This is a genomic window from Microvirga sp. jy35 (assembly GCF_056148915.1).
In genome coordinates, this window is record NZ_JBWBEW010000003.1 from 277,024 (window position 1) to 297,216 (window position 20,193).

Here is a 20,193-nt window from a genome sequence, read left to right on the forward strand (position 1 = left end):
CGCGTTCTGGGAAAGGCGTCCTGGGCTCAGCGGAGCACGAACTTCTGCGCAGCGGGAGTGGCAGGCGAGCCACTCCTCTGGAAGCCGGACTGCGCCGTGCGGGCTGGCGTCTCATAGATGCTGGCGACCATGGGACGGGAGGCTGGGGTCAGGCGCTGATCTGTCGAACTGACCTTGGCCACAGGGCTCGCCGCCCCCGGAATTGTTCCGAGGTCGAAGGGGCGCTCGGGCGGCAGTGGCACGTTGCCGGCCAGCGCTCCGGGCATCGCTGAAGGCTGCGAAGCCTGTGCGGGGGCCTGGTAGGCTTGGCTGTCAGGCTCGTAGCTGCGAAGGGCGATGGCCTGTCGGGGGGCGTTCGGCTGCGGAGCAGCCTGGGCGATCATGGTCGGAGCCGTGTTGGTCAGGCTGGCAGGCTGACCGTCCGTCCTCAGGCTCGCCATCAGGATGCGGTCGTCGCTTCCGTTGGTGGACGCCCGGCCCACATACTCCACCCTCACCCGGGCCGTCCCTTGCCGCTTGAAACCGAGAGCCGTAGCGGCCCGCTCGGAGACATCAATGACTCGATTATCATGGAATGGCCCACGATCGTTGACGCGAACGATCATTGAGTGGCCGTTCTGGAGGTTGGTGACGCGGGCATAACTCGGCAGCGGCATCGTTGTGTGGGCGGCTGCGATCGAATCGCGGTCAAAGACCTCGCCGTTCGCAGTCATGCGCCCGTGGAAGTTCGATCCATACCAGGAGGCCAGCCCCTCTGCCGGCCGCTGGGTTGCATTCGGGACGTACGTGCGGCCGGCAACCGTATAGGGCTTGCCGACCATCTCCCGCCCGCCGCCCTTCGGAACAGGCTGGCCGTCGGCGACCACCTTCGGACTTGGGGCGACGCCATATTTGGGATCGATCCCGCCCCTGACATTCGATGAGCAATTAGCCGCCATCAGAGCGATGGCTGTTACGCCGGCAACGCGGAGCAAAGCCCGATGAGTGAAGAATGGGAGCGCTCCCCTCAGCCCGGTATTCGCTTCAGCGCGGTAACAAAGCATGTCGTCTCTCATCCTGTTGTCAGCACGGAGCATGGCCTCTCCCCGATTGCCCGGACATGAAGCCAAAGTGCTTTCGTTGCCCTTAAAGGAAGGTAAAACAGCCGTGCTTGTCAATGGCAAAGCTAGTCGCTCTAGTTTGTTATAACAATTGGTATATAAAAAGCGCAACATTTTCAATTGCATAAAGCGGCCGTTGGCTTCGCAGTGTGACCGCCCTGGGCCTTGGGAGGTCGCCATTCTTCGCTTCCGTTCTCACTCCTGCCTATAGATCCTAAGGCCAATTTTAGAGCGATTTCTTCAATAATTGCAGATGTTTACCTGAAAATCGCCTCTTGGCTACTGCTTCCCTCCAGCGCAGACATTCGGTACGTCAGGCTAGCAGTCTGCCTGTTCCTTGGCAGGGCATAGTTAATGAAGCTGCTCTGCTGTTGGCTCTTTCCCAGGCTTGGGATGATTGCAAAGGTTCTATACGAGTTGACGGACTGAGGCCGGAAGCCTTACAGAGTGGCAGGTTCCGGGCTGGCCTCGGGCTAACAGGAGGGGTGGCCGAGTGGTTTAAGGCAGCGGTCTTGAAAACCGCCGTGGGTGCAAGCCCACCGTGGGTTCGAATCCCACCCCCTCCGCCATCTTATGTCAGGTGCATTCGAAGATCCGAGCGCTGCGCTCCCTCCGAGTTCCGCCTCTTCCTCCCGACCCGACGTCCCTTTTCGAAATTCACCACGCTCCAGCCTCGCCGCAATGGTGGTGTGCCTGCGGATATGGTTTCAAGCTTCATGAGGACCTCGGTTCATCATGAACATCCCCTTTGGGAGATCCGGTCCTGCTGAACGAGGATCTGCTGAATGAGTTTGAGGCTCGTGAGTGCAGAAGCGAAAGGATGATGGTCCCGAGCAATCTGGTCCAGAGTTGAGTGGGAGCAGCTTCGGCATTCCCATCAACTTCTCCTTGCTGAGGTTTGAGCCATCTGCCTACATTGAGCAATCTTCTGATGCTGAATCAGCTCGACATCCTGAGTAGTTGGGAATCCCATCGGTGGAATACGATATCGTCATCAAAGGTGGGAATGTCGTAACCACTGAAAGCACTTTGCCGATCGATCTGGCGATACAGGATGGCGTGATTGCTGCCCTGGGTCTGAATCTTTCAGCGCGCCGTACTATCGATGCAGCCGGAAGGCTTGTTCTCCCTGGCGGTGTGGATGCCCACTGCCACATTCAGCAGCTCTCCGGCGGCGGACTCATGAATGCCGACACATTCGAGACCGCGACCCGGTCCGCAGCCTTCGGCGGCACGACGACCGTCATTTCCTTTGCTGCTCAGCATCGTGGCGACAGCCTGCGCCATGTCGTCGAAGACTACTCGCGGCTTGCAGCGGCCGGTGCAGTGACTGACTATGCCTTTCATCTCTGGATATCCGACCCGACGACGGAGACTCTGGAGCACGACTTGCCCGCCCTGATCGAGACCGGGCATCGTTCGATTAAGATCTTCATGACCTACGATCGTGTTCGCCTTCTCGACGAGCAGGTTCTGGACGTGATGATGGCGGCCCGCAAGCATGGTGCCCTGGTCTGCGCTCATGCGGAAAATCACGGGATGATCAAGTGGATGGCCGACAGACTCGTATCCCGAGGCTACGTCGAGCCAAAATTCCACGGCGTCAGTCATCCGCGGGTCTGCGAGATCGAAGCGTTCGAGCGCCTCATTCGCTTCTCCCAGCTTCTGGATCAGCCGATCATGCTGTTCCATGTGTCAACGGCTGAGGGTGCAGCGGCCATTCGCCGAGCGCGGGGCGAAGGCATCAAGGTCTTCGCCGAAACCTGCCCTCAATATCTGTTCCTGACAGCGCAGGATCTGGATCGGCCTGGCCTCGAGGGCGCCAAGTGGATGTGCAGCCCGCCTCCCCGCTCCGTGTCAGACCAGGAAGCATTGTGGCGTGCGCTGGAACTCGGTGACCTCCAAGTGGTGTCTTCCGATCACGCGCCCTACAGGTTTGATGAAAGCGGCAAATTGGCAGCCGGCGCGAACCCGGATTTCAAGCGGATTGCCAATGGCCTGCCAGGCCTCGAGACACGGTTGCCGCTCCTTTTCGACGCCATGGTGAGCCAAGGAAGGTCGAGCCTGGAGAAGTTCGTTGAACTGACGGCGACGGCACCCGCACGGATTTACGGACTTCATCCGCGCAAGGGCGCAATTGCGGTTGGCGCCGATGCAGATATCGCGGTCTGGGATCCCGACCGTGAAGTCACTCTTGCCGACGACGGGCTGCATGACAATGTCGGCTACAATCCCTTTGCAGGACGCAGACTGAGGGGGTGGCCGGAACTCGTGATGCGCCGGGGCGAAGTGGTCGTTGCGGAGGGCGAGATCCGGGCTCAACCCGGATCAGGCCAGTTGCAGCTGCGTGGCTGCTCCGCCTCGATGCGGCCAACCGGAAAGCTGAGTCCAGAATTCGATCCGGCTGTCAACTTCGGCGCACACTTGCTGTGAACCACCGCTTCCAAATCCCCACGGCCGAAAGGCCTCTCATCCCTCAGCCAATTTGCACCGGTTCGCCACATCATGACTGACAGAGTAACGGTTGTTCGAAAGGCTGCCTGGGTGGTTGCCTGGGATGAGGGCTCTGCTCAGCATGTCTATAGGCAGGATGCCGATGTAGCCTTCTCGGAGGCCGGTATTCTGTACATCGGTCCGTCCTATGCGGGACAGGCAGACGAGGAGATTGCCGGCGGCGGCATCATGGTGATGCCCGGCTTGGTGAACATCCACTGTCATTCGGGGGATGAGCCCATCGCCAAGGGGCTTTTCGAGGATATTGGAACTGCAGCTCTCTGGGGGAACGCTCTCTACGAGTATTCGGCTCTCATCGACGCGGACGAGGATGCGAAGGCCGCGTGCCAGACGGTGATGCTGTGCGATCTCATGCGCAGCGGCGTGACAACGCACCTCGATATCGCCTCGCCCCACTCCAAATGGCTATCCCTGGCAGCCGACAGCGGAATGCGGGCCTATCTCGCTCCCGGTTTCCGCGAAGCGCAATGGCGCATGGCCGACAGCCACCGCCTCGACTTCGAATGGAACAAGGCTCGAGGGCGGGAGCGTTACACCGAAGCTCTGGCTTTTGTAGACCAGGCCCGTGCGCATCCCAGCGGCCGCATCGATGGCGTGATCGCGCCGTCGCAGATCGAGACCTGCTCGGAAGAACTGATAATGGATGCGGTGGCAGAGGCGCGCCGCCGCGGGATGCGGATCACCATCCATGCTGCGCAAACCATGGCCGAGCACGAGGAACTTCTTCGGCGAACCGGGGAGACGGCCCCTGCCATGCTGGAGCGTCTCGGCGTCCTTGGGCCGGATCTCATCCTGGGGCATTGCATCTTTCTCGACCACCATTCCTGGACCCGGCAGCGCAGTCGTGACGATCTCGTCCGGCTCGCCCGAAGCGGCACGTCGGTGGCTCATTGTCCTGTCACTTTCGCGCGCAGCGGCATGACACTTGAAAGTCTTGGCGCCTATCGACGCGCGGGCGTCAATGTCGGCATCGGCACCGACAGCTATCCTTTCAACATGCTGGAAGAACTGCGCGAGGCTCTGATCTGTTCGCGTGTAGCCGGACGTAGCGTCTTCGACCTGGATACAGGCGGCTTGTTTTCCGCTGCGACGACAGGCGGGGCAAAAGCTCTTGGCCGCAGCGATCTCGGGCGGCTGGCTGCGGGCGCCAAAGCGGATTTGTCTCTTGTGGATCTGAACCACCCGGCCATGCAGCCGGTTCATGATCCGCTTCGCAACCTGATCCACTGCGCTGCCGAGCGCGCCATCCGCGACGTCTATGTGGACGGCCAGGCTGTGGTGAAAAATCATCGTATCGCTCACCTGGATTACGAAGGAGCGGTCCGCGAATTGCAGGATGCCCAGAGGCGGGCCTGCCGGCGAGCTGAAGAGGCAGATCCACAGGGACGCCCTCTGTCTGTCCTGGCTCCGTATTCTCTGCCGCTCTCGGCTCAAAGGTAAGACGTCCATGGGATTCTCGGTCTATGTGATCAACCCCAACTCCTCACACATTGTCACGGCTGAAATCGACAAGGCAGTCGCACCGCTGAGGGGTGCAGATGGCCCGGGCATAGTATGCTTGTCCCTGGCCGAAGGTCCGCCAGGGATCCAGTCTCAACGGGATGTGGACGGCGTCATCATGCCCATGCTGCGCAAGGCGTTCGAGTTGGAATCGAGCGCAGGCGCCTTCGTGATCGCATGCTTCTCCGACCCGGGACTTCATGCCCTGCGGGAACAGAGCCGCCGTCGCGTTTTCGGAATAGCCGAATGCGGTGTGCTGACGGCGCTTACCCTCGGGCAGCGCTTCGGCGTGATTGCCATCCTGCCGACCTCGGTACCAAGGCATCTCCGCTATTTTGGTGCGATGGGTGTCATGGAGCGCTTCGCGGCCGATCTACCGATCGGGCTCGGCGTTGCTGAGCTCTCGGACGAGGCACGAACGCTCACTCGCATGGTTGAGGTCGGCCGCACGTTGAGAGCCGTCCATGGGGCTGATGTTCTCGTCATGGGATGTGCCGGCATGGCTCGCTATCGGGCTGCCCTCGAGGAGGCAGTCGGAATTCCGGTCGTCGAGCCGACCCAGGCAGCCGTTGCCATGGCGGTCGGCCACGTTCGCCTCTCGCAAGCAACGTCCTAGCCGCAATCACGCCCCCTCGCTTAACTGAATGAACGGAGCCTGAGATGACCTCTGTTGTCGCCAAGACAACCCTTTTCCGGAACTGCGACTGGATCGTAGCCTGGGACGAGGCTGCCAAATCCCATGTCTATCTTCGCAATGCGGATTTCGTGATCCGAGGCACAGACATCGTGCATGTCGGGGACGGCTATTCCGGCGCGGTCGATGCAGAGATCGACGCCAGCCGGATGATGATCATTCCGGGCTTCGTGGACATTCACAGCCATCCCGGTCATGAGCCCGGCTGGAAAGGCATGCTGGAAGAACTGGGCAGCCCGCGCCTCGGTCAGAGCTCGCTCTACGAGTTCATGCCGGTCTTCCAGATCGGTCCGGAATACACACGTCCGGCATTGCGTGTCGCCGCGTCGGAACTTCTGAAGAGCGGCGTCACCACCATCTGCGATCTCGGCAGGCCGCGCGAGACCTGGGCCGACGAGTATGCGGAAACCGGAATCCGCGCCGTGCTCTGGGGAATGTTCCGGTCCGGTCCCTGGAAGACCACCAACGGACATTCGGTGGAGTACAACCTCGATCCGGCAACCGGTGACCGGTTGCTGCGGGAGGCGATCGAGATAGCTGATACGGCCTCGAAGCATCCGAGCGGGCGCATCACGGGGTACATCGGGCCTGCGCAGATCGATACCTGCACGGAGGGTCAGATCCGCGATGCATTGGATGCTGCCCGTGAGCGGAACCAGCCGATCCAGATCCACGCAGCCCAGAGCATCGTGGAGTTTCAGGAGATCATGCGACGCTATGGCTGCACGCCCATCGAATGGCTGGATAAGATCGGCGCCCTCGGGCCGGACACCATCATCGGCCATTGCATCTTCCTGAACGACCATCCCTGGCTGCATTGGCCTCATGCCAACGATTTCGAACGACTCCAGGATAGCGGGGCTCAGGTCGCCCACTGCCCCGTGGTGTTCGCTCGGCGCGGCATTGCCTTGAACACCCTGAGCCGTTACGTGAAGGCGGGTATCCGCTGCGGCATCGGCACGGACAGCTTCCCACACAACATGCTCGATGAACTCCGCATGGCCTGTTATGCGGGCCGCATCATCGCGGGAAGCTTCACGGCATCGACCACGAGGGATGCTTTCATGGCCGCAACGGCCGTAGGCGCCGATATGATCCGCCGCCCGGATCTAGGGCGTCTTGCTCCCGGCTGCAAAGCGGATTTCTCGGTCGTCGACATGAGCGACCCCTACATGCAGCCCGATTACGAGCCCATCCGCAGCCTCGTCTACTCGGCCAACGATAGAGCCATCAAGGATGTCTATGTCGATGGCCGCCAGGTTGTTCGCGACGGAGAGGTGCTGGACTTCGACATCAGCGAAGACATCGAGATGCTGCGCCGGGGCCAAGCCGAAGCGATTGCAGCGGCGCCCCAGCGCGACTGGGCGGGACGGACTCTCGAAGAGTTGAGCCCGCGCGTCTTTCCCATTCGCAGTTGATGGAGCAGGCCTGCCCTATCCCACTGTCGCAAGTTTAGGAAAAAGAAAAGGCCCCGAGATCTCTTGGGGCCTTTTGCATCGTCGCGGCAGTTTCTCTCGAGACAGGTCATGTCAGCGACCCGTCTCTTCATGACGGTCGAACACCACCTCGCCTCCGCGGATGGTGAGGTCGCAGCGGGTATCGTGCAGGATCTCCTCGGGTGAGGCAGTCAGAAGGTCACGGGAGAACACTGCCACATCCGCCGCGAGGCCGGGAACGAGGCGGCCCCACTCGTGCTCAGCCTTGTTCACATAAGCGCCGAACTCCGTGAAGGCAGTGATGGCCTGCTCGATGGATACCACCTCCCGCTCATCCATGACGGTGCCATGGGAGGTCTTGCGGGTAAGCATCGAGAAGAAGTTCGGGAAAGGATTGATGTCGCAGACAGGGGCGTCACTGCCGGCCGCAGGCTTGAAACCGAGATCAATCCAAGTCTTGAGCGGATAGGACGGCTTTGCCCGCTCCTCCCCCACGACGGAAACATACAGGTCCCCGAAATCATAGATGAACACGGGCTGCGGCACCGGCTGAACTCCCAGGCGCTTCATGCGGGCATTCTGGTCGGCGCGGGCATAGCCGGCGTGCTCGATCCTGTGGCGGCGGTCAGGGTCCGGCATTGCCTCGAGAGCCCGTTCGAAGGCATTCAGGGTCTGCTCGATGGCCGCATCGCCGATGGCATGAACCGCCAGCTGGTAGCCCTTGGCGTGATACTCGTGCACGAGGTCGTTCATCTCGTTGTCGTGCAGGAGCATCAGGCCGGTGGTCTTCGGTTCACCCACATAGGGCTGGGACATGGCAGCGGTCCGGCCGCCTGCGCTGCCGTCCGTGAAGATCTTAACTGGTCCAACGCGCAGCATGGAATCGCCCACACCGGTCACCACGCCATCCGCATAGGCCTGCTCCACGATGCCGCCCGGACCGCCGAGCAGGCACTGGGTCGTCCTCACGGGCAGGCGGCCGAGGCGCTGGGCCGTGCGGTAAGCTGCAACCTCGCGGTAGCCCGCTCTCATGCCGACGCCCGCATCCATCACGCTGGTGATCCCGTAGGATAAGCATGCACGGCCGGCATCGTCGATCGCCTGTACGAGCTCTTGATCCGTGGGTTCTGGAAGCACCGACTTCAGACGGTCGCGCCCAGTCTCCGCCAACAGCCCCGTCAAGCGCCCATCCTGCTGCTCGATGGCACCTCCCTGGGGAACGGGTGTCGACTCGCTGATTCCCGCCAGCTCAAGAGCCTTGGAATTGCAGATCGTCACGTGACCGCAGGCTCTCACGATTGCGACCGGATGATTGGGGGCGACAGCGTCAAGTTCCTCACGAAGGGGGTGGCGCCGGACATCAAGCTCGAACTGATCGTATCCACGTCCCTGGATCCACTGGCCCGGGGGTGTGACCGCTGCACGCTGCCGGACCCTTTCGAGCAACGCCCCGAGTGTGGGCGCGGAAGCAGGCCGCACATCCACGTGCCCCATGATCACGCCATACGGGAGAAGATGCATGTGCGAGTCGCACAGCCCTGGTGTTGCAAGTCGTCCGGCGAGATCGATGACTCGCGTCTTTGGGCCTATGAGGGATTCCATATCGGCGTCCGATCCCGCTGCCAGAACCTGCCCTGCCCAAAGAGCAATGGCCTCGGTCACCTGTTCGGAAAATCCACGAAAGATGCGGCCGTTCAGGAGGACAATGTCGGCTTTCGGGAGGATGGGCATGAAATACTCGCGCGGATATTGGAGGTCCAACAATTGGTTGGGCTCAGGACTGCCACGTTTGCATACCTTTTAGTCGGTCATCAAGTTCTCAGATGCTTTCCTTTGGGAAAATCTGCCCTTGAAACTCCAGTTGTTTCAGGTCTAGCTTTGCATGGTAGCGGCCCCATAAGGCGCACTGAAAGAGGGAATACAATGACACAATCCAGATCTTTAAACCGCTGGCTTGCGGTGGGCCTTATCGCCGGTGTCGCCGCTGTTTCGGCTGCGCCGGCCTCTGCTCAAGCGACTCTCGACACCGTTAAAAAGCGCGGCAAAATCCTCTGTGGCGTCTCGCCTGTCTCTCCCGGCTTCTCCTATGCCGATGACAAGGGTGCTCGGCGCGGCTTTGACGTCGATGTCTGCCGTGCCATGTCGGCAGCAATCTTCGCCGATCCCGACAAGGTCGATTTTATTCCGCTCAACACGAATGTCCGCTTCCAGGCCGTTCAGTCCGGCGAGGTGGACGTGCTCTCGCGGCAGAATACCTGGAGCTTCTCACGTGACGCATCTCTCGGTCTCGATTTCGGACCGGTTGTGTTCTACGACGGTCAAGGCCTCATGGTGTCGACCAAGCTCAACGTGAAGAGCGCCAGCGAACTGGCCGATGCCGCGATTTGCCTCCTGCCCGGCACGACGACGCTTCAGAACCTGGAGGATTTCTTCAGGCCCAAGAACATCAAGTACGAATCCGTGGTGTTCGAGAATTCCGATGAATGGCGCAATGCATTCTTCAACGGTCGCTGCGATGCCATCACGTCGGACCGGTCGGATCTGGCTTCCGTGCGCGCCATCGCCAATGATCCCTCGCAATACGTGGTCCTGCCGGAAACCATCTCGAAAGAGCCGCTCGCTCCCACGGTGCGCCAGAATGACCCCAATTGGCGCGATATCCTGAGCTGGACGGTCTATACTCTCGTTGCTGCTGAGGAGAAGGGTATAACCCAGGCCAACGTGGATGAGCATCTCAAAAGCCAGGATCCGGAAATCCAGCGCATGCTGGGCGTGAACGGCGATCTGGGAAAGATGCTCGGCCTTGACAACAAGTGGGGTTACAACGTCATCAAATCCCTAGGAAACTATGCGGAACTGTTCGACCGCAATCTGGGCCCTGAGACGCGCCTCGGCCTGTCACGCGGCCCGAATGAGCTCTGGAATAAGGGCGGCCTGCTCTATTCACCGCCGTTCCGGTAAGCTGAGATCAGCGGGCGGCCCTGCGGCCGCCCGTTTCTCACTCGTTAGCCTCCGGAAAAGGATCATCATGCGCGTGGATTCGATGAGCGGTACGAGGCTCCTCTACAATCTCCGCTTTCGGGCGATCCTGTATCAGGTTCTCGCCGTCGGGAGCATTGTCTTTCTAGGGCTTTATCTTTTTTCGAACGTCTCGCAGAAGCTTGCGGAGCAGAACATCGCAACGGGTTTTGGATATCTGGGCCGTGAAGCGGGTTTTGTGATAAGCCAGACGCTGATTGATTATCGGCCCACTGATACCTACGGCCGGGCCATCTTGGCCGGCATTGTCAATACAATCTGGGTTTCCGCTTGGAGTGTTGTGCTCGCGACCATCCTGGGGCTGGTCGTCGGCATAGCGCGCCTGTCGCGCAATCCCTTGCTTGCGCTTCTGGCCTTTCTCTATGTCGAAGCGTTGCGGAATGTTCCCCTTCTGCTCTACCTGTTCCTCTGGTACGCCCTGATCGTCACCAGTCTGCCGGCTGTGCGGGAGGCATGGGAGATTCTTCCGCATGTATTCCTGAGCAACAGTGGCCTGACCGTTCCATCACTGGTCTGGACCAGTGCTCACACGATCATCTTCATCGCATTGGTTCTGGGGGGAGTTGTGGCGGTTGCCCTTCGCCGCCACAGGACTGCGGAGCGCATCAGAACTGGCAAAGAGCGGACCACTTGGCCGTTGATTGCCGCTGCGCTTCTGATCCCGCCGGTACTAGCGATCCTGATCCTACAGCCTGATTTCACAGTCAGCATTCCCGAGAAGGGGCGTTTTCGCTTGACCGGCGGCTCGCAGCTCACGCCAGAGTTCACTGCTCTCCTCGTCGGTCTGGCCCTCTCCGCCTCCGCCGGCATCGCGGAGATCGTCCGAAGCGGCATCTTGTCTGTGCGCAAGGGGCAATGGGAGGCGGCGCGCGCTCTGGGCCTTAAAGACGGGCTGACGATGCGCCTCATCGTCCTTCCCCAGGCACTGCGGGTCATCATCCCTCCGCTTACAAGCAGCTATCTCAGCCTGTTCAAGAACTCGTCCCTCGCAATCGCGATCGGTTATCCGGATCTCGTGATGGTGTCGAACACGACCATGAACCAGACGGGTCAGGCAATCGAAGGAATTGCTATCTTCATGCTGGTCTACCTTGGGCTTTCGATTGCGATCTCCCTTTTCATGAACTGGTACAACAGCCGCGTTGCGCTGAAGGAGCGCTAGGCCATGACCACCGCGACCGACATTGCAGAAGCTCAACTGAAAATGCCGGTTCGGCGGGAGCCGGCCGTGGAGCGCCGGCTGTTTCATCGTACGCTCAAACCCCTCATTGGAACCCCGGTCAACGCCGTGATCACGGTGATCTGCCTGTGGATCATGTGGCTCGGAGCCAAAGGTGCCTATGGCTGGCTCGTGACACGGGCTGTCACCGAGGGAGGAGCGCAGGCCTGCAGGGTGGGGCAAGGGGCCTGCTGGCCCTACTACGAAGCCAAGCTTCGGTTCATGATCTTCGGCGTCTACCCATACGCTGAACACTGGCGAGTCCTGCTCGCGATGATTCTGTTCCTAGGGGCGATCGCCATCACGATGATCCCCCGATTCTGGAACAGGAAACTTCTTGTCCTCTGGGCTGTTACAATCGTTGCAACGGCAGTGCTGATCGGAGGCGGAGTCTTCGGCCTCACTTATGTGCCTACGACACAATGGAGCGGCCTGCCACTCTCCTTCCTGCTCACGGCCGTCGGGTTGGCGCTGGGCTTTCCCCTAGGAGTTGCGCTGGCTCTGGCCCGCTCCTCCAAGTTACCCGCCATTCGGGTGATCGCCATAGTTTTCATTGAGGTCATTCGTGGCGTCCCCCTCATCAGCATCCTGTTCATGGCCTCTGTCATGCTGCCGCTCTTCATGCCGAGCGGAATCACGGTCGACAAGCTGCTGCGAGCCCAGATCGCGATCATCATCTTCGCAGCCGCTTACATTGCAGAGGCAGTCCGCGGCGGGTTGCAGGCGATCCCGCGGGGACAGCACGAAGCCTCCAGCGCGATGGGGTTGCACTACTGGCAGGCCATGCGTCTCGTGGTCCTGCCCCAAGCACTGAAAATCTCGATTCCGCCGTTGGTGAACATCTCGATCGGCTTCTTCCAGGATACAACCCTCGTCACGATTATCGGCCTTCTGGACTTCCTCTCCACCGTTCGCACGGCGATGACGGATCCGAACTGGGTGGGTATTGCCGTGCTGGAAGGCTACGTCTTCGCGGCTGCAGTTTTCCTGGTCTTCTCATATGGAATGGGCGCCTATAGCCGGTTCTTGGAACGCCGCATGCGCCTCGGGCACGACTAGTAACCTCGGGAGCGTTGTTGCACTCACTGGAAAGGGCGCCTCTGATCGAGGCGCCCTTTCCAGTGAGTGCAGGGTGTGATTGCGGGCGAGCGGCATCATCAAGTAGCACGTGCGGCGCGATGCTCCTTGGCGAAATCCATAGCTTGATAGGTCCAGTAGGTGAGTTGTGCAGCTGCAACTCCGAAGGGACCGCCGTTCCACGTAAGTCCAAAGGGCTCGAAGAGGCGATAACGGTCACTTGCGCCCAAAATGCCTTCTGCAATGACCCTCCCCCCGATGGCCGTCGTGTTCATGCCGCGTCCACCGAATCCGAAGACGTACCAGATGCCAGGTTGAAGCTGTCCGATGAGTGGCATCAGGTGACGGGCATAAGCCATGAGCCCCGACCATGCCGTTTCCACGCGCACGCCTTCGAGTTGTGGATAGGTCGAGACCATCGTTCTCTGCATCATCTCAGCAAGGCGGCGTGGTTCCGTCGTCCGGGTCGTGATGCGTCCGCCCCAGAGCAGGCGCCTTCCTTCATCGACAAGGCGGTAATAATCTCCAGCACGGCGGTTGTCGCTGATCGCCATTGGCGTGCGCACCGCCTCGGCTATTCTCTCAGGTGCCGCTTCCGTCAACAGCACATAAGTGGAAATCGGCAGAATGCTGCGGCGAAGGCGAGGCACCAGACCGTCTGTGTACCCTCCTCCCGCGAAGATCACGTGCCCTGCTCTCACCTCACCTTGTGCTGTCCTGACGGTTTTTCCACTGCCCTCAAGATCGCATGATGTGACACGGGCCTTTTCGAAGATACGTCCGCCTTGGGTTTCGACCGCGTGCGCCAAGGATCGCGCATAGTTGAGAGGATGGAAATGAAAGCTCGCAGGATCGTAGAGAGCCTGATGGTACTTCGGAGACCTGAGAATCGCTCGTACAGCATCGGTTGGCATCACCTCAAGGCTGTAGTCGAACTCCTTCTGCATCACCTCGCGATGCCGCTCGAGCCCGTCCGGATCATGGTACCGGAGCACGCTCATCTTGCCGTAGATCCGCTTGTTGTCGCCTATGGCAAGGCTTTCGGTGTTCTCTTCAACGATCCGGGCGCCTTCAATTGAAAGGCGGTGCAGGATCTGCGCCCTCTCGGTACCTACCATGCGGGCAATACTGGCATGACTCGTCGCATATCCTGGGCCGACGAAGCCACCATTTCGACCAGACGCCCCCCAACCGACCCTCTCAGCTTCCAGAACCGCAACCGAGCGTCCTGATCGTACCAGATCGAGAGCAGCCGTAAGGCCTGCAAGTCCCCCACCTACAATGGCGACATCGGCTTCCACGGTTCCACGGAGTGATGAACGCTGCGACGCGTCCGTCAGAGTCCGAGCGTAATAGGTATCTCCATAGCCAGTCATGGATGGGCCTTTGGTCGGTGAGAAATCTCAGATCCTACTTTGATACCGATCCTGCACTATGTCACTATCATCGATCCGTCGCTCCTGAGCGCCGACGAGCCGCATCATCTTACGCAGGTCCTGTTCTCCCAGCTCCATTGCAGCGTCCAGCCAGATTTCAACGATGTCTTTCAATTCCTCGTATGTCAGTGGATTGACACGGCGCTTGGAACGATACATCGCCTTATGAGCATTATGCTTCCGCCTGTTGCGGGCAATGTAGTCAAGAACGGCGTTCTCGCCTTGGCCATCCTCCGCCAGGATATCGACGACCCCGAGTTGATAGAGTTCTTCCGCGGAATAGACCTTTCCGCTCATAATAATTCTCTCGGCTGCAGCCGTGCCTAATTTACGAGAGAGAAAACTGTAAGCCCCCATTCCTGGAAACAGATTGAACAGGACCTCTGGAAGTCCCATTTTTGCACTTTTCTCAGCAACGAGAACGTCGAACGAGAGTGCACACTCGAAGCCACCGCCAAGCGCATCGCCTTGAACCAGTGCGATCGTAATCACAGGGGTATGAAACGCCATCGCGTTTCCATAAACCACTTCTATGCATGCGTGGGCGTAACTCTGCAGCCCCGCACGATCACCGCGTCGGATGCAATCGGCAAAGTAGGCTAAGTTGCCGCCGAAATTGTAGACACCGGGTGTTTGAGACGCAGCAACGAAATACTCCAGGTGTTGATGTTGCTCACGACTTCCCTCTTCCATAATCGCGCGCACAGAATCTTGTACGCACATCATGTCCTTTAAAAGCTCCATGGTGATGATCGGATGCGGACTGGGGCGCATGGCCGCCCAGTAGATCTTCTCTTCGAAGTCCAGTTTCACATCGATGTAGGGCAGCAGAAGGCTGGTTGCGCCGCTGCCTCCTTGTTTGGGAGGCGCTTTGGGCGTTGGAGCTGTTGGAGATGATTTCCCCTGGTAGGAGTCTGCTTGCACATCAGTATAGGTTTGACCATCGGATTTGGCCAACGGGGATAGCATCATAACTCTCCGTCATAGAGAACTTGCAAGCGCAGCGAATTTCATCTCGCCTAATGCGCTTCCGTAAGGATAATGAAATATTAAGTGGGTATTGTGTAGCGAAAGATGCAGACAGTCCAATAACTTGGTTAATTAGCGCGTCTAAGGTGCGTCTCCGAGTTGTGATTCGCGGAGTGCATCTACTGCCTCAAGAGTGATTGCTGAGTGCATACTGGAGCATGTAGTTAACCAAGTTCTGTCTATCACAAATAGTAGGACATCCATCACCCAATATACTGTGTTATAAATGCAGCGGCAGTGGAAACGCTACGTTACCTACTTCACGTAAACCCAAGTTACGGGGCGTTACCGATGCTGAGCAACCAGATGGCCTCTGGGGTTCAATAACACCAACTGGCGCGAATACACACCGCATATCCGGCGGATCGAGTGCAACGGAGCAGTTCACATCCTTGAGGAGCTAATGAGGCATCCTCAGCCTCTCAAGGAAATGTGCTCAACCGATTGGCCGGGGGTGCCGGGGGGCATCAAATGGCACTGATTCTGATTGTTGACGACAGAAGCACGAACCGAAATATTTACTCTCGGCTGGCCCTGTCAATTGAACAAGGTGCGGAAGTGCATGCCTCCGCTTCGCCTGATGATGCTCTCCAATGGCTGGAATCCAATTGTCCTGATCTGATCGTCACCGACTTTCGAATGCCGAACATGGACGGCGCGGAGTTCACGAAGCATGTCAGGAATAGCGCAAATGGAGGCGACGTCCCAATCATCGTAGTCACCGCCTATGATGATCGAGCCTTCAGACTTCAGGCTTTGGAGGCCGGCGCTACGGATTTTCTGAGATCGCCCGTTGATCACTACGAGTTTACGACGCGCGCACGCAATCTTCTCAAGCTGCAGAGACAGCAACAATATATCAAAAGCCGTGCGCAGACACTTGAGCAAAAGCTCCTTATCAGCGAGCGATCCCAGGAGGAGCTGGTACGCAGCAGCCGCGAAGCTCTAGCCCAGGTGATTGACACGGTACCGGCCATGATCAGCGCGACTGACGAGGATGGGCGGATTATCTTTGTAAATGCCTACTTTGCTCAATTCATCAACTCCAATCCCGATGTGCTTATGGGAAGGAGCCTAGGCGACGTTCTTGGAAGCAGCAGGATCGAACATAGCAAGCAGGCTCATGAGCCGATTCTGAGGAGCCGGCGAGCCAATGCGGTATTTGAAGAGACCCTCACTGACGCGACGGGATCGAAGCGCACTTTCCTGACAACGAAGACTTCCATGAGGGAGCCGGCAGGAGGAGGCGAAAGCGTTCTGACCACATCGATCGACATCAGTGATCGCAAGCAGGCAGAAAGTACGCTTAGACATATCGCGCTGCATGATACGCTGACAGACCTTCCCAACCGCAGATTCTTATACGAATGGGTTCAACAGGAGCTCCTGAACAAGGAAACCCGGTTTGCGCTGCTGTTGATTGACTTGGACCGGTTCAAAGCAGTCAACGATGGACTTGGGCATGCCGGTGGCGATCGGATTCTTCAGCAAGTAGCCAGTCGCTTCATCGGTCGTATTCCCAGCGACAACTTCATCGCGAGAATGTCCGGTGATGAATTTGTGGTCGTGCAGAAAAACATCGACGATCCTGACGAAGCACGAGACCTTTCGCACCTAATCATCGACTGTTTGTCTGCGCCATTTCTTCTCGACGGGAACGAAGTAAGGCTTGGCTGCACTATAGGAGTTGCGATAGCCCCATGTGATGGTCGGGATGTTGAGAAACTCCTCAGGTGCGCGGATTTGGCAATGTACCAGGCCAAATCCGAAGGACGGAATACGGCTCGCTTTTACTCATCTGAAATGGATAACGCTTCCCGAAACAATATCGGTATGGAAGCTGACCTCCTAAGAGCCATCCAACAGGAGCAGTTCGCTCTTCATTACCAGCCTCAAATTGACTTGGAAACCGGCAAGGTTGTCGGTGCCGAGGCCTTGTTGCGTTGGATAAGGCCTGAATTCGGCCCAACCCCTCCAAATGTCTTCATTGATATCGCCGAGGAAACTGGCTTGATCAATGAGATCGGCGCGTGGGTGCTCAGGAAAGCCTGCACCCAAGCGGCGGCATGGCAGCGTCGGGGACACGATCCCCTCCGGATCTCTGTCAATCTATCGCCTGTGCAGTTTCTCCGCCAAGACATCGTCCAACTCGTTGCGGAAACTTTGCATGTGACAGGGCTCAATCCGGAGTACCTTGAACTTGAACTCACGGAAGGCAGCCTCCTCAAGGATGTCGAGAGAACAAAGTCGATCCTTCATGAACTAAAGAATTTAGGCGTACGTATCGCCATTGATGATTTCGGCGTAGGGTACTCATCTCTGAGCTACCTAAAGAATTTTCCGGTCGATACTTTGAAGATCGACAGGTCATTCGTTTCGAGTCTCTCAGCGGGGAGCCGTGATGAAGCAATCGTCAGGGCTATCGTCTCCCTCGCTCGAAGCCTTAACCTGAAGGTTGTTGCCGAAGGAGTGGAGACCAATCTCCAACTGACCTGTTTGCTGGCGTATCCTTGTGACGAAGCTCAAGGCTTTCTGTTCAGCCGGCCCGTGTCGCCTGAGGTTTTTGATGCCCTGCTCAGGGACGATCCGCAGTATCTGCTCTCCAGGCAGGGTACGTCGTCTATGAAGGCCCACGATCCGTGATTTCAAACATTCTGAAACGCTTCAAAAACAGCCCGGATCGCGAGCATGAAATGAGCTTTAACAGGCTCATCTTTCTAAGCGTGATCGTAGCCTACACCTTCTGGATCAACCCTTCAGTTCCGCGCCAAGCGTTGGTGAGTGCGGCGGTATTTGCGGTTATCTCAATTGGAATTGTCGCGCACATTCTTCTGCGGCCGCAACAATCAACTCTCAGACGCATCATAGCTATCGCCAGCGATCTTGGAACTGCGTCGTTTCAGTTACACTATGTGGGTGAAACATCATCGGTTCTTTTTCTGCTGTATCTCTGGGTGACCTTCGGAAACGGATTCCGATTTGGCGTACGGTTCCTGTACATCGCGATGGCAGTCTCCGTCGCATGTTTCATAGCAGTCATCTATTCAACACCGAGATGGCAGGAGGACATATACCTCTCTGCAAGCTTGTTGCTGAGCCTGATTGTGCTGCCACTTTACGCCAGCACCCTGATCCGCAAGCTCTCGAATGCCAAAGCGCAAGCTGAGGCTGCCAATCGGTCGAAGACCCTTTTTCTTGCCAGTGTCAGCCATGAACTCAGAACTCCTTTGAACGCGATTATCGGTCTCTCCAGTTTGATAAGGGAGACAAAGCTCGACGCAGAGCAGCGTGGAATCATCCGCACGATCAGTTCAGCTGGCGAAGCATTGCTCCGACAGATCAACAGCATCTTGAGCCTTTCCCGCATCGAAGCGGGGCAAATGCCGATACAAAACGACGATTTCGATCTTCTGGAGCTTCTATCGACAACCCGAGCTATGATTAACACTCAAGCTCAGCAGAAGGGCCTGAAGCTCACGATCCATGTAGCTCCATGGACTCCGGCAAAACTTAACGGTGCCAAGCACCAGCTTGAGGAGGTCCTGCTCAATCTCCTTGGGAACGCTGTCAAGTTCACTGACAAAGGACATGTCACACTGATAGCTCACCCGGTGATGCAGGGCGATGTCACCTTCATCCGATTTGTTGTGTCCGACACTGGGATTGGCATTGCACCTCAGTCAATTGGTCGAATTTTCGAGAGCTTCACGCAGGCGGATGAAACCATCATAAACCGCTACGGTGGAACGGGCTTAGGCCTATCGATCTGTCGGCAGCTCATTACAACCATCGGAGGAGAAATCGGCGTCGACAGCCATGAAGGCCATGGCAGCTCGTTCTGGTTCACTCTTCCAGTGACTGTGGTCGCCCAGAGCGAGTTGCCCCTAGCCTTACCCGATCTGTTTAGCCCCCTTTTGATCTGCTCGGATGCTGACGCTGCTCGTAACATCGTCTCTCGCCTCGGTGGCAGTCGCGAAACTCCTATTTTTGGCCATCTTGCAGGGGCAAGGCAGTGGATAGAGCAGAAGAACTCCATTGAGTGGCTGCCGTTCTATTATACCGATTTACCTGTGGATGTCGTTGCAGACGAGATCGTGAAGGCTGGCTTGCCTCTAAATCCAGTCTTAGTTCAACCAGAACCCACACGCATGCTCGCAACATTGAAGTTGGCTAGGTTCACGACCAGCGTTCTGCCGTTCGACTTCACCCTGAGCGAGGCCATGATCGCTTCCGTCGCGATGGCTGCTCAAACCACTCTGGCTCAGTCATTATGGAACGAGCCTAACAGAAGCCAACTTCCCGTTTCATTACGAAGCTTGTCGGTTCTTGTGGCAGACGACAATGCGACGAACCGCATGGTCATCTCAAAAATCCTCGAGCGTGGGGGACATCTCCCTCAATGCGTAACTAATGGGGAGGAGGCACTCAACGCACTTGAGCTCGGGGAGTTTGATCTTGTCATCATGGACATCAACATGCCCATCATGACTGGTATTGAGGCAACGGAGCTGTTCAGATTCACTGAGCCAAGTGGCACTCACAAACCGATTATTGCCCTGACGGCGGATGCCACACCGGAGGTTGTCGCACGGACTCTGCAGGCCGGTATGGACGCATGCCTTACCAAACCGGTCCAGCCCGCGACGCTCCTTCGGCTCATCGAGGATACGGTTAGTGCCGACATGGATGACGCGTCGGTCACCTCTGGCGCCCGCATGCCTCCCGCGGCAAATGACCGTATGCCATGCATTGATGAGTCTCTTCTCGTCGAGCTGGAACAGTTGGGTGGACGAGACTTCATCTCGGATCTTGTAGAGGAGTTCTACTCCGACGCTAATCATCTCATCCAAGAACTGCGCGATGCGGCGACTTCGGCAGATTCCCACAGGTTTCGCCTCGAGGCTCACGGACTGCAGAGCGCATCGGCTAATGTCGGTGCCAGAACTGTGCATGAGATTTGCATAGGCTGGAGAAAGATTACCAGCGCTGATCTCGCGCGAGACGGGACTGAACAGGTTGATCACTTGGCCCAGGAGTTGAGCCGAACCTACAACATGCTGAGAGACTATCTCGAGCGAGACTCCAGAAAGATTGGAACCAGTGCTCTGGTTCAGTGAGGGGTCTTCTTCTACAGGATGCGTGGTGTCGG

General features: G+C 58.0%; 13 protein-coding genes and 1 tRNA gene. 10 read left to right on the forward strand and 4 right to left on the reverse strand.

Annotation, left to right across the window (positions count from 1 at the left end; genetic code table 11):
- Window positions 1–26 precede the first annotated feature (26 nt).
- Entirely contained in the window at window positions 27–1,043 is a 1,017-nt protein-coding gene (locus tag AC0QTX_RS04620) for a septal ring lytic transglycosylase RlpA family protein (RefSeq protein WP_474602646.1), read from the reverse strand.
- Window positions 1,044–1,579: 536 nt separating this feature from the next.
- On the opposite strand from AC0QTX_RS04620, the gene AC0QTX_RS04625 reads away from it, so the two are divergent.
- From AC0QTX_RS04625 to AC0QTX_RS04645, 5 genes are all read left to right on the forward strand, one after another.
- Window positions 1,580–1,669 (forward strand) — tRNA-Ser (locus tag AC0QTX_RS04625).
- 397 nt (window positions 1,670–2,066) lie between these two features.
- Window positions 2,067–3,533, forward strand: coding sequence for a dihydropyrimidinase (hydA, locus tag AC0QTX_RS04630; protein ID WP_474602695.1), 1,467 nt, complete (start codon window positions 2,067–2,069; stop codon window positions 3,531–3,533).
- Window positions 3,534–3,605: 72 nt separating this feature from the next.
- On the forward strand, window positions 3,606–5,054 hold the full coding sequence (locus AC0QTX_RS04635; protein WP_474602647.1) for an amidohydrolase family protein: 1,449 nt from the start codon (window positions 3,606–3,608) through the stop codon (window positions 5,052–5,054).
- 7 nt (window positions 5,055–5,061) lie between these two features.
- The gene (locus AC0QTX_RS04640) at window positions 5,062–5,730 is read left to right on the forward strand and encodes an aspartate/glutamate racemase family protein (RefSeq protein WP_474602648.1); all 669 of its coding nucleotides are present in this window, start codon (window positions 5,062–5,064) and stop codon (window positions 5,728–5,730) included.
- 44 nt (window positions 5,731–5,774) lie between these two features.
- Window positions 5,775–7,226 carry an amidohydrolase family protein gene (locus AC0QTX_RS04645; RefSeq protein ID WP_474602649.1) on the forward strand — a complete coding sequence of 484 codons (1,452 nt, stop codon included), beginning with the start codon at window positions 5,775–5,777 and terminating at the stop codon, window positions 7,224–7,226.
- Window positions 7,227–7,337: 111 nt separating this feature from the next.
- Here AC0QTX_RS04645 and AC0QTX_RS04650 read toward each other — a convergent pair whose 3' ends face one another.
- Entirely contained in the window at window positions 7,338–8,975 is a 1,638-nt protein-coding gene (locus AC0QTX_RS04650) for an amidohydrolase (protein ID WP_474602650.1), read from the reverse strand.
- A 192-nt stretch (window positions 8,976–9,167) separates the two neighbouring features.
- Between AC0QTX_RS04650 and AC0QTX_RS04655 the strand changes: the two genes are divergently transcribed.
- From AC0QTX_RS04655 to AC0QTX_RS04665, 3 genes are all read left to right on the forward strand, one after another.
- Window positions 9,168–10,205 carry an amino acid ABC transporter substrate-binding protein gene (locus AC0QTX_RS04655; RefSeq protein ID WP_474602651.1) on the forward strand — a complete coding sequence of 346 codons (1,038 nt, stop codon included), beginning with the start codon at window positions 9,168–9,170 and terminating at the stop codon, window positions 10,203–10,205.
- A gap of 67 nt (window positions 10,206–10,272) precedes the next feature.
- On the forward strand, window positions 10,273–11,445 hold the full coding sequence (locus AC0QTX_RS04660; protein ID WP_474602652.1) for an amino acid ABC transporter permease: 1,173 nt from the start codon (window positions 10,273–10,275) through the stop codon (window positions 11,443–11,445).
- Between the two features lie 3 nt (window positions 11,446–11,448).
- Window positions 11,449–12,561, forward strand: a complete 1,113-nt coding sequence (locus tag AC0QTX_RS04665) for an amino acid ABC transporter permease (RefSeq protein ID WP_474602653.1) — start codon at window positions 11,449–11,451, stop codon at window positions 12,559–12,561.
- A gap of 98 nt (window positions 12,562–12,659) precedes the next feature.
- Here the strand turns inward: AC0QTX_RS04665 and AC0QTX_RS04670 are convergent, their stop codons facing one another.
- Window positions 12,660–13,955: an NAD(P)/FAD-dependent oxidoreductase gene (locus AC0QTX_RS04670; protein WP_474602654.1), complete on the reverse strand. Its 1,296-nt coding sequence runs from the start codon at window positions 13,953–13,955 to the stop codon at window positions 12,660–12,662.
- Between the two features lie 27 nt (window positions 13,956–13,982).
- The gene (locus AC0QTX_RS04675; RefSeq protein WP_474602655.1) at window positions 13,983–14,972 is read right to left on the reverse strand and encodes a crotonase/enoyl-CoA hydratase family protein; all 990 of its coding nucleotides are present in this window, start codon (window positions 14,970–14,972) and stop codon (window positions 13,983–13,985) included.
- Between the two features lie 543 nt (window positions 14,973–15,515).
- Between AC0QTX_RS04675 and AC0QTX_RS04680 the strand changes: the two genes are divergently transcribed.
- On the forward strand, window positions 15,516–17,687 hold the full coding sequence (locus tag AC0QTX_RS04680) for a putative bifunctional diguanylate cyclase/phosphodiesterase (protein ID WP_474602656.1): 2,172 nt from the start codon (window positions 15,516–15,518) through the stop codon (window positions 17,685–17,687).
- On the forward strand, window positions 17,684–20,161 hold the full coding sequence (locus tag AC0QTX_RS04685) for a hybrid sensor histidine kinase/response regulator (RefSeq protein ID WP_474602657.1): 2,478 nt from the start codon (window positions 17,684–17,686) through the stop codon (window positions 20,159–20,161). The genes AC0QTX_RS04680 and AC0QTX_RS04685 overlap by 4 nt, the downstream gene beginning before the upstream one ends.
- Window positions 20,162–20,193 lie beyond the last annotated feature (32 nt).

Excerpts from the sequence above, each read along its gene's own strand:
- AC0QTX_RS04620 (WP_474602646.1), bottom strand. The coding sequence starts at position 1,043 with ATGCTTTGTTACCGCGCTGAAGCGAATACCGGGCTGAGGGGAGCGCTC.
- AC0QTX_RS04635 (WP_474602647.1), top strand. The coding sequence starts at position 3,606 with ATGACTGACAGAGTAACGGTTGTTCGAAAGGCTGCCTGGGTGGTTGCC.
- AC0QTX_RS04640 (WP_474602648.1), top strand. The coding sequence starts at position 5,062 with ATGGGATTCTCGGTCTATGTGATCAACCCCAACTCCTCACACATTGTC.
- AC0QTX_RS04645 (WP_474602649.1), top strand. The coding sequence starts at position 5,775 with ATGACCTCTGTTGTCGCCAAGACAACCCTTTTCCGGAACTGCGACTGG.
- AC0QTX_RS04650 (WP_474602650.1), bottom strand. The coding sequence starts at position 8,975 with ATGCCCATCCTCCCGAAAGCCGACATTGTCCTCCTGAACGGCCGCATC.
- AC0QTX_RS04655 (WP_474602651.1), top strand. The coding sequence starts at position 9,168 with ATGACACAATCCAGATCTTTAAACCGCTGGCTTGCGGTGGGCCTTATC.
- AC0QTX_RS04660 (WP_474602652.1), top strand. The coding sequence starts at position 10,273 with ATGCGCGTGGATTCGATGAGCGGTACGAGGCTCCTCTACAATCTCCGC.
- AC0QTX_RS04665 (WP_474602653.1), top strand. The coding sequence starts at position 11,449 with ATGACCACCGCGACCGACATTGCAGAAGCTCAACTGAAAATGCCGGTT.
- AC0QTX_RS04670 (WP_474602654.1), bottom strand. The coding sequence starts at position 13,955 with ATGACTGGCTATGGAGATACCTATTACGCTCGGACTCTGACGGACGCG.
- AC0QTX_RS04680 (WP_474602656.1), top strand. The coding sequence starts at position 15,516 with ATGGCACTGATTCTGATTGTTGACGACAGAAGCACGAACCGAAATATT.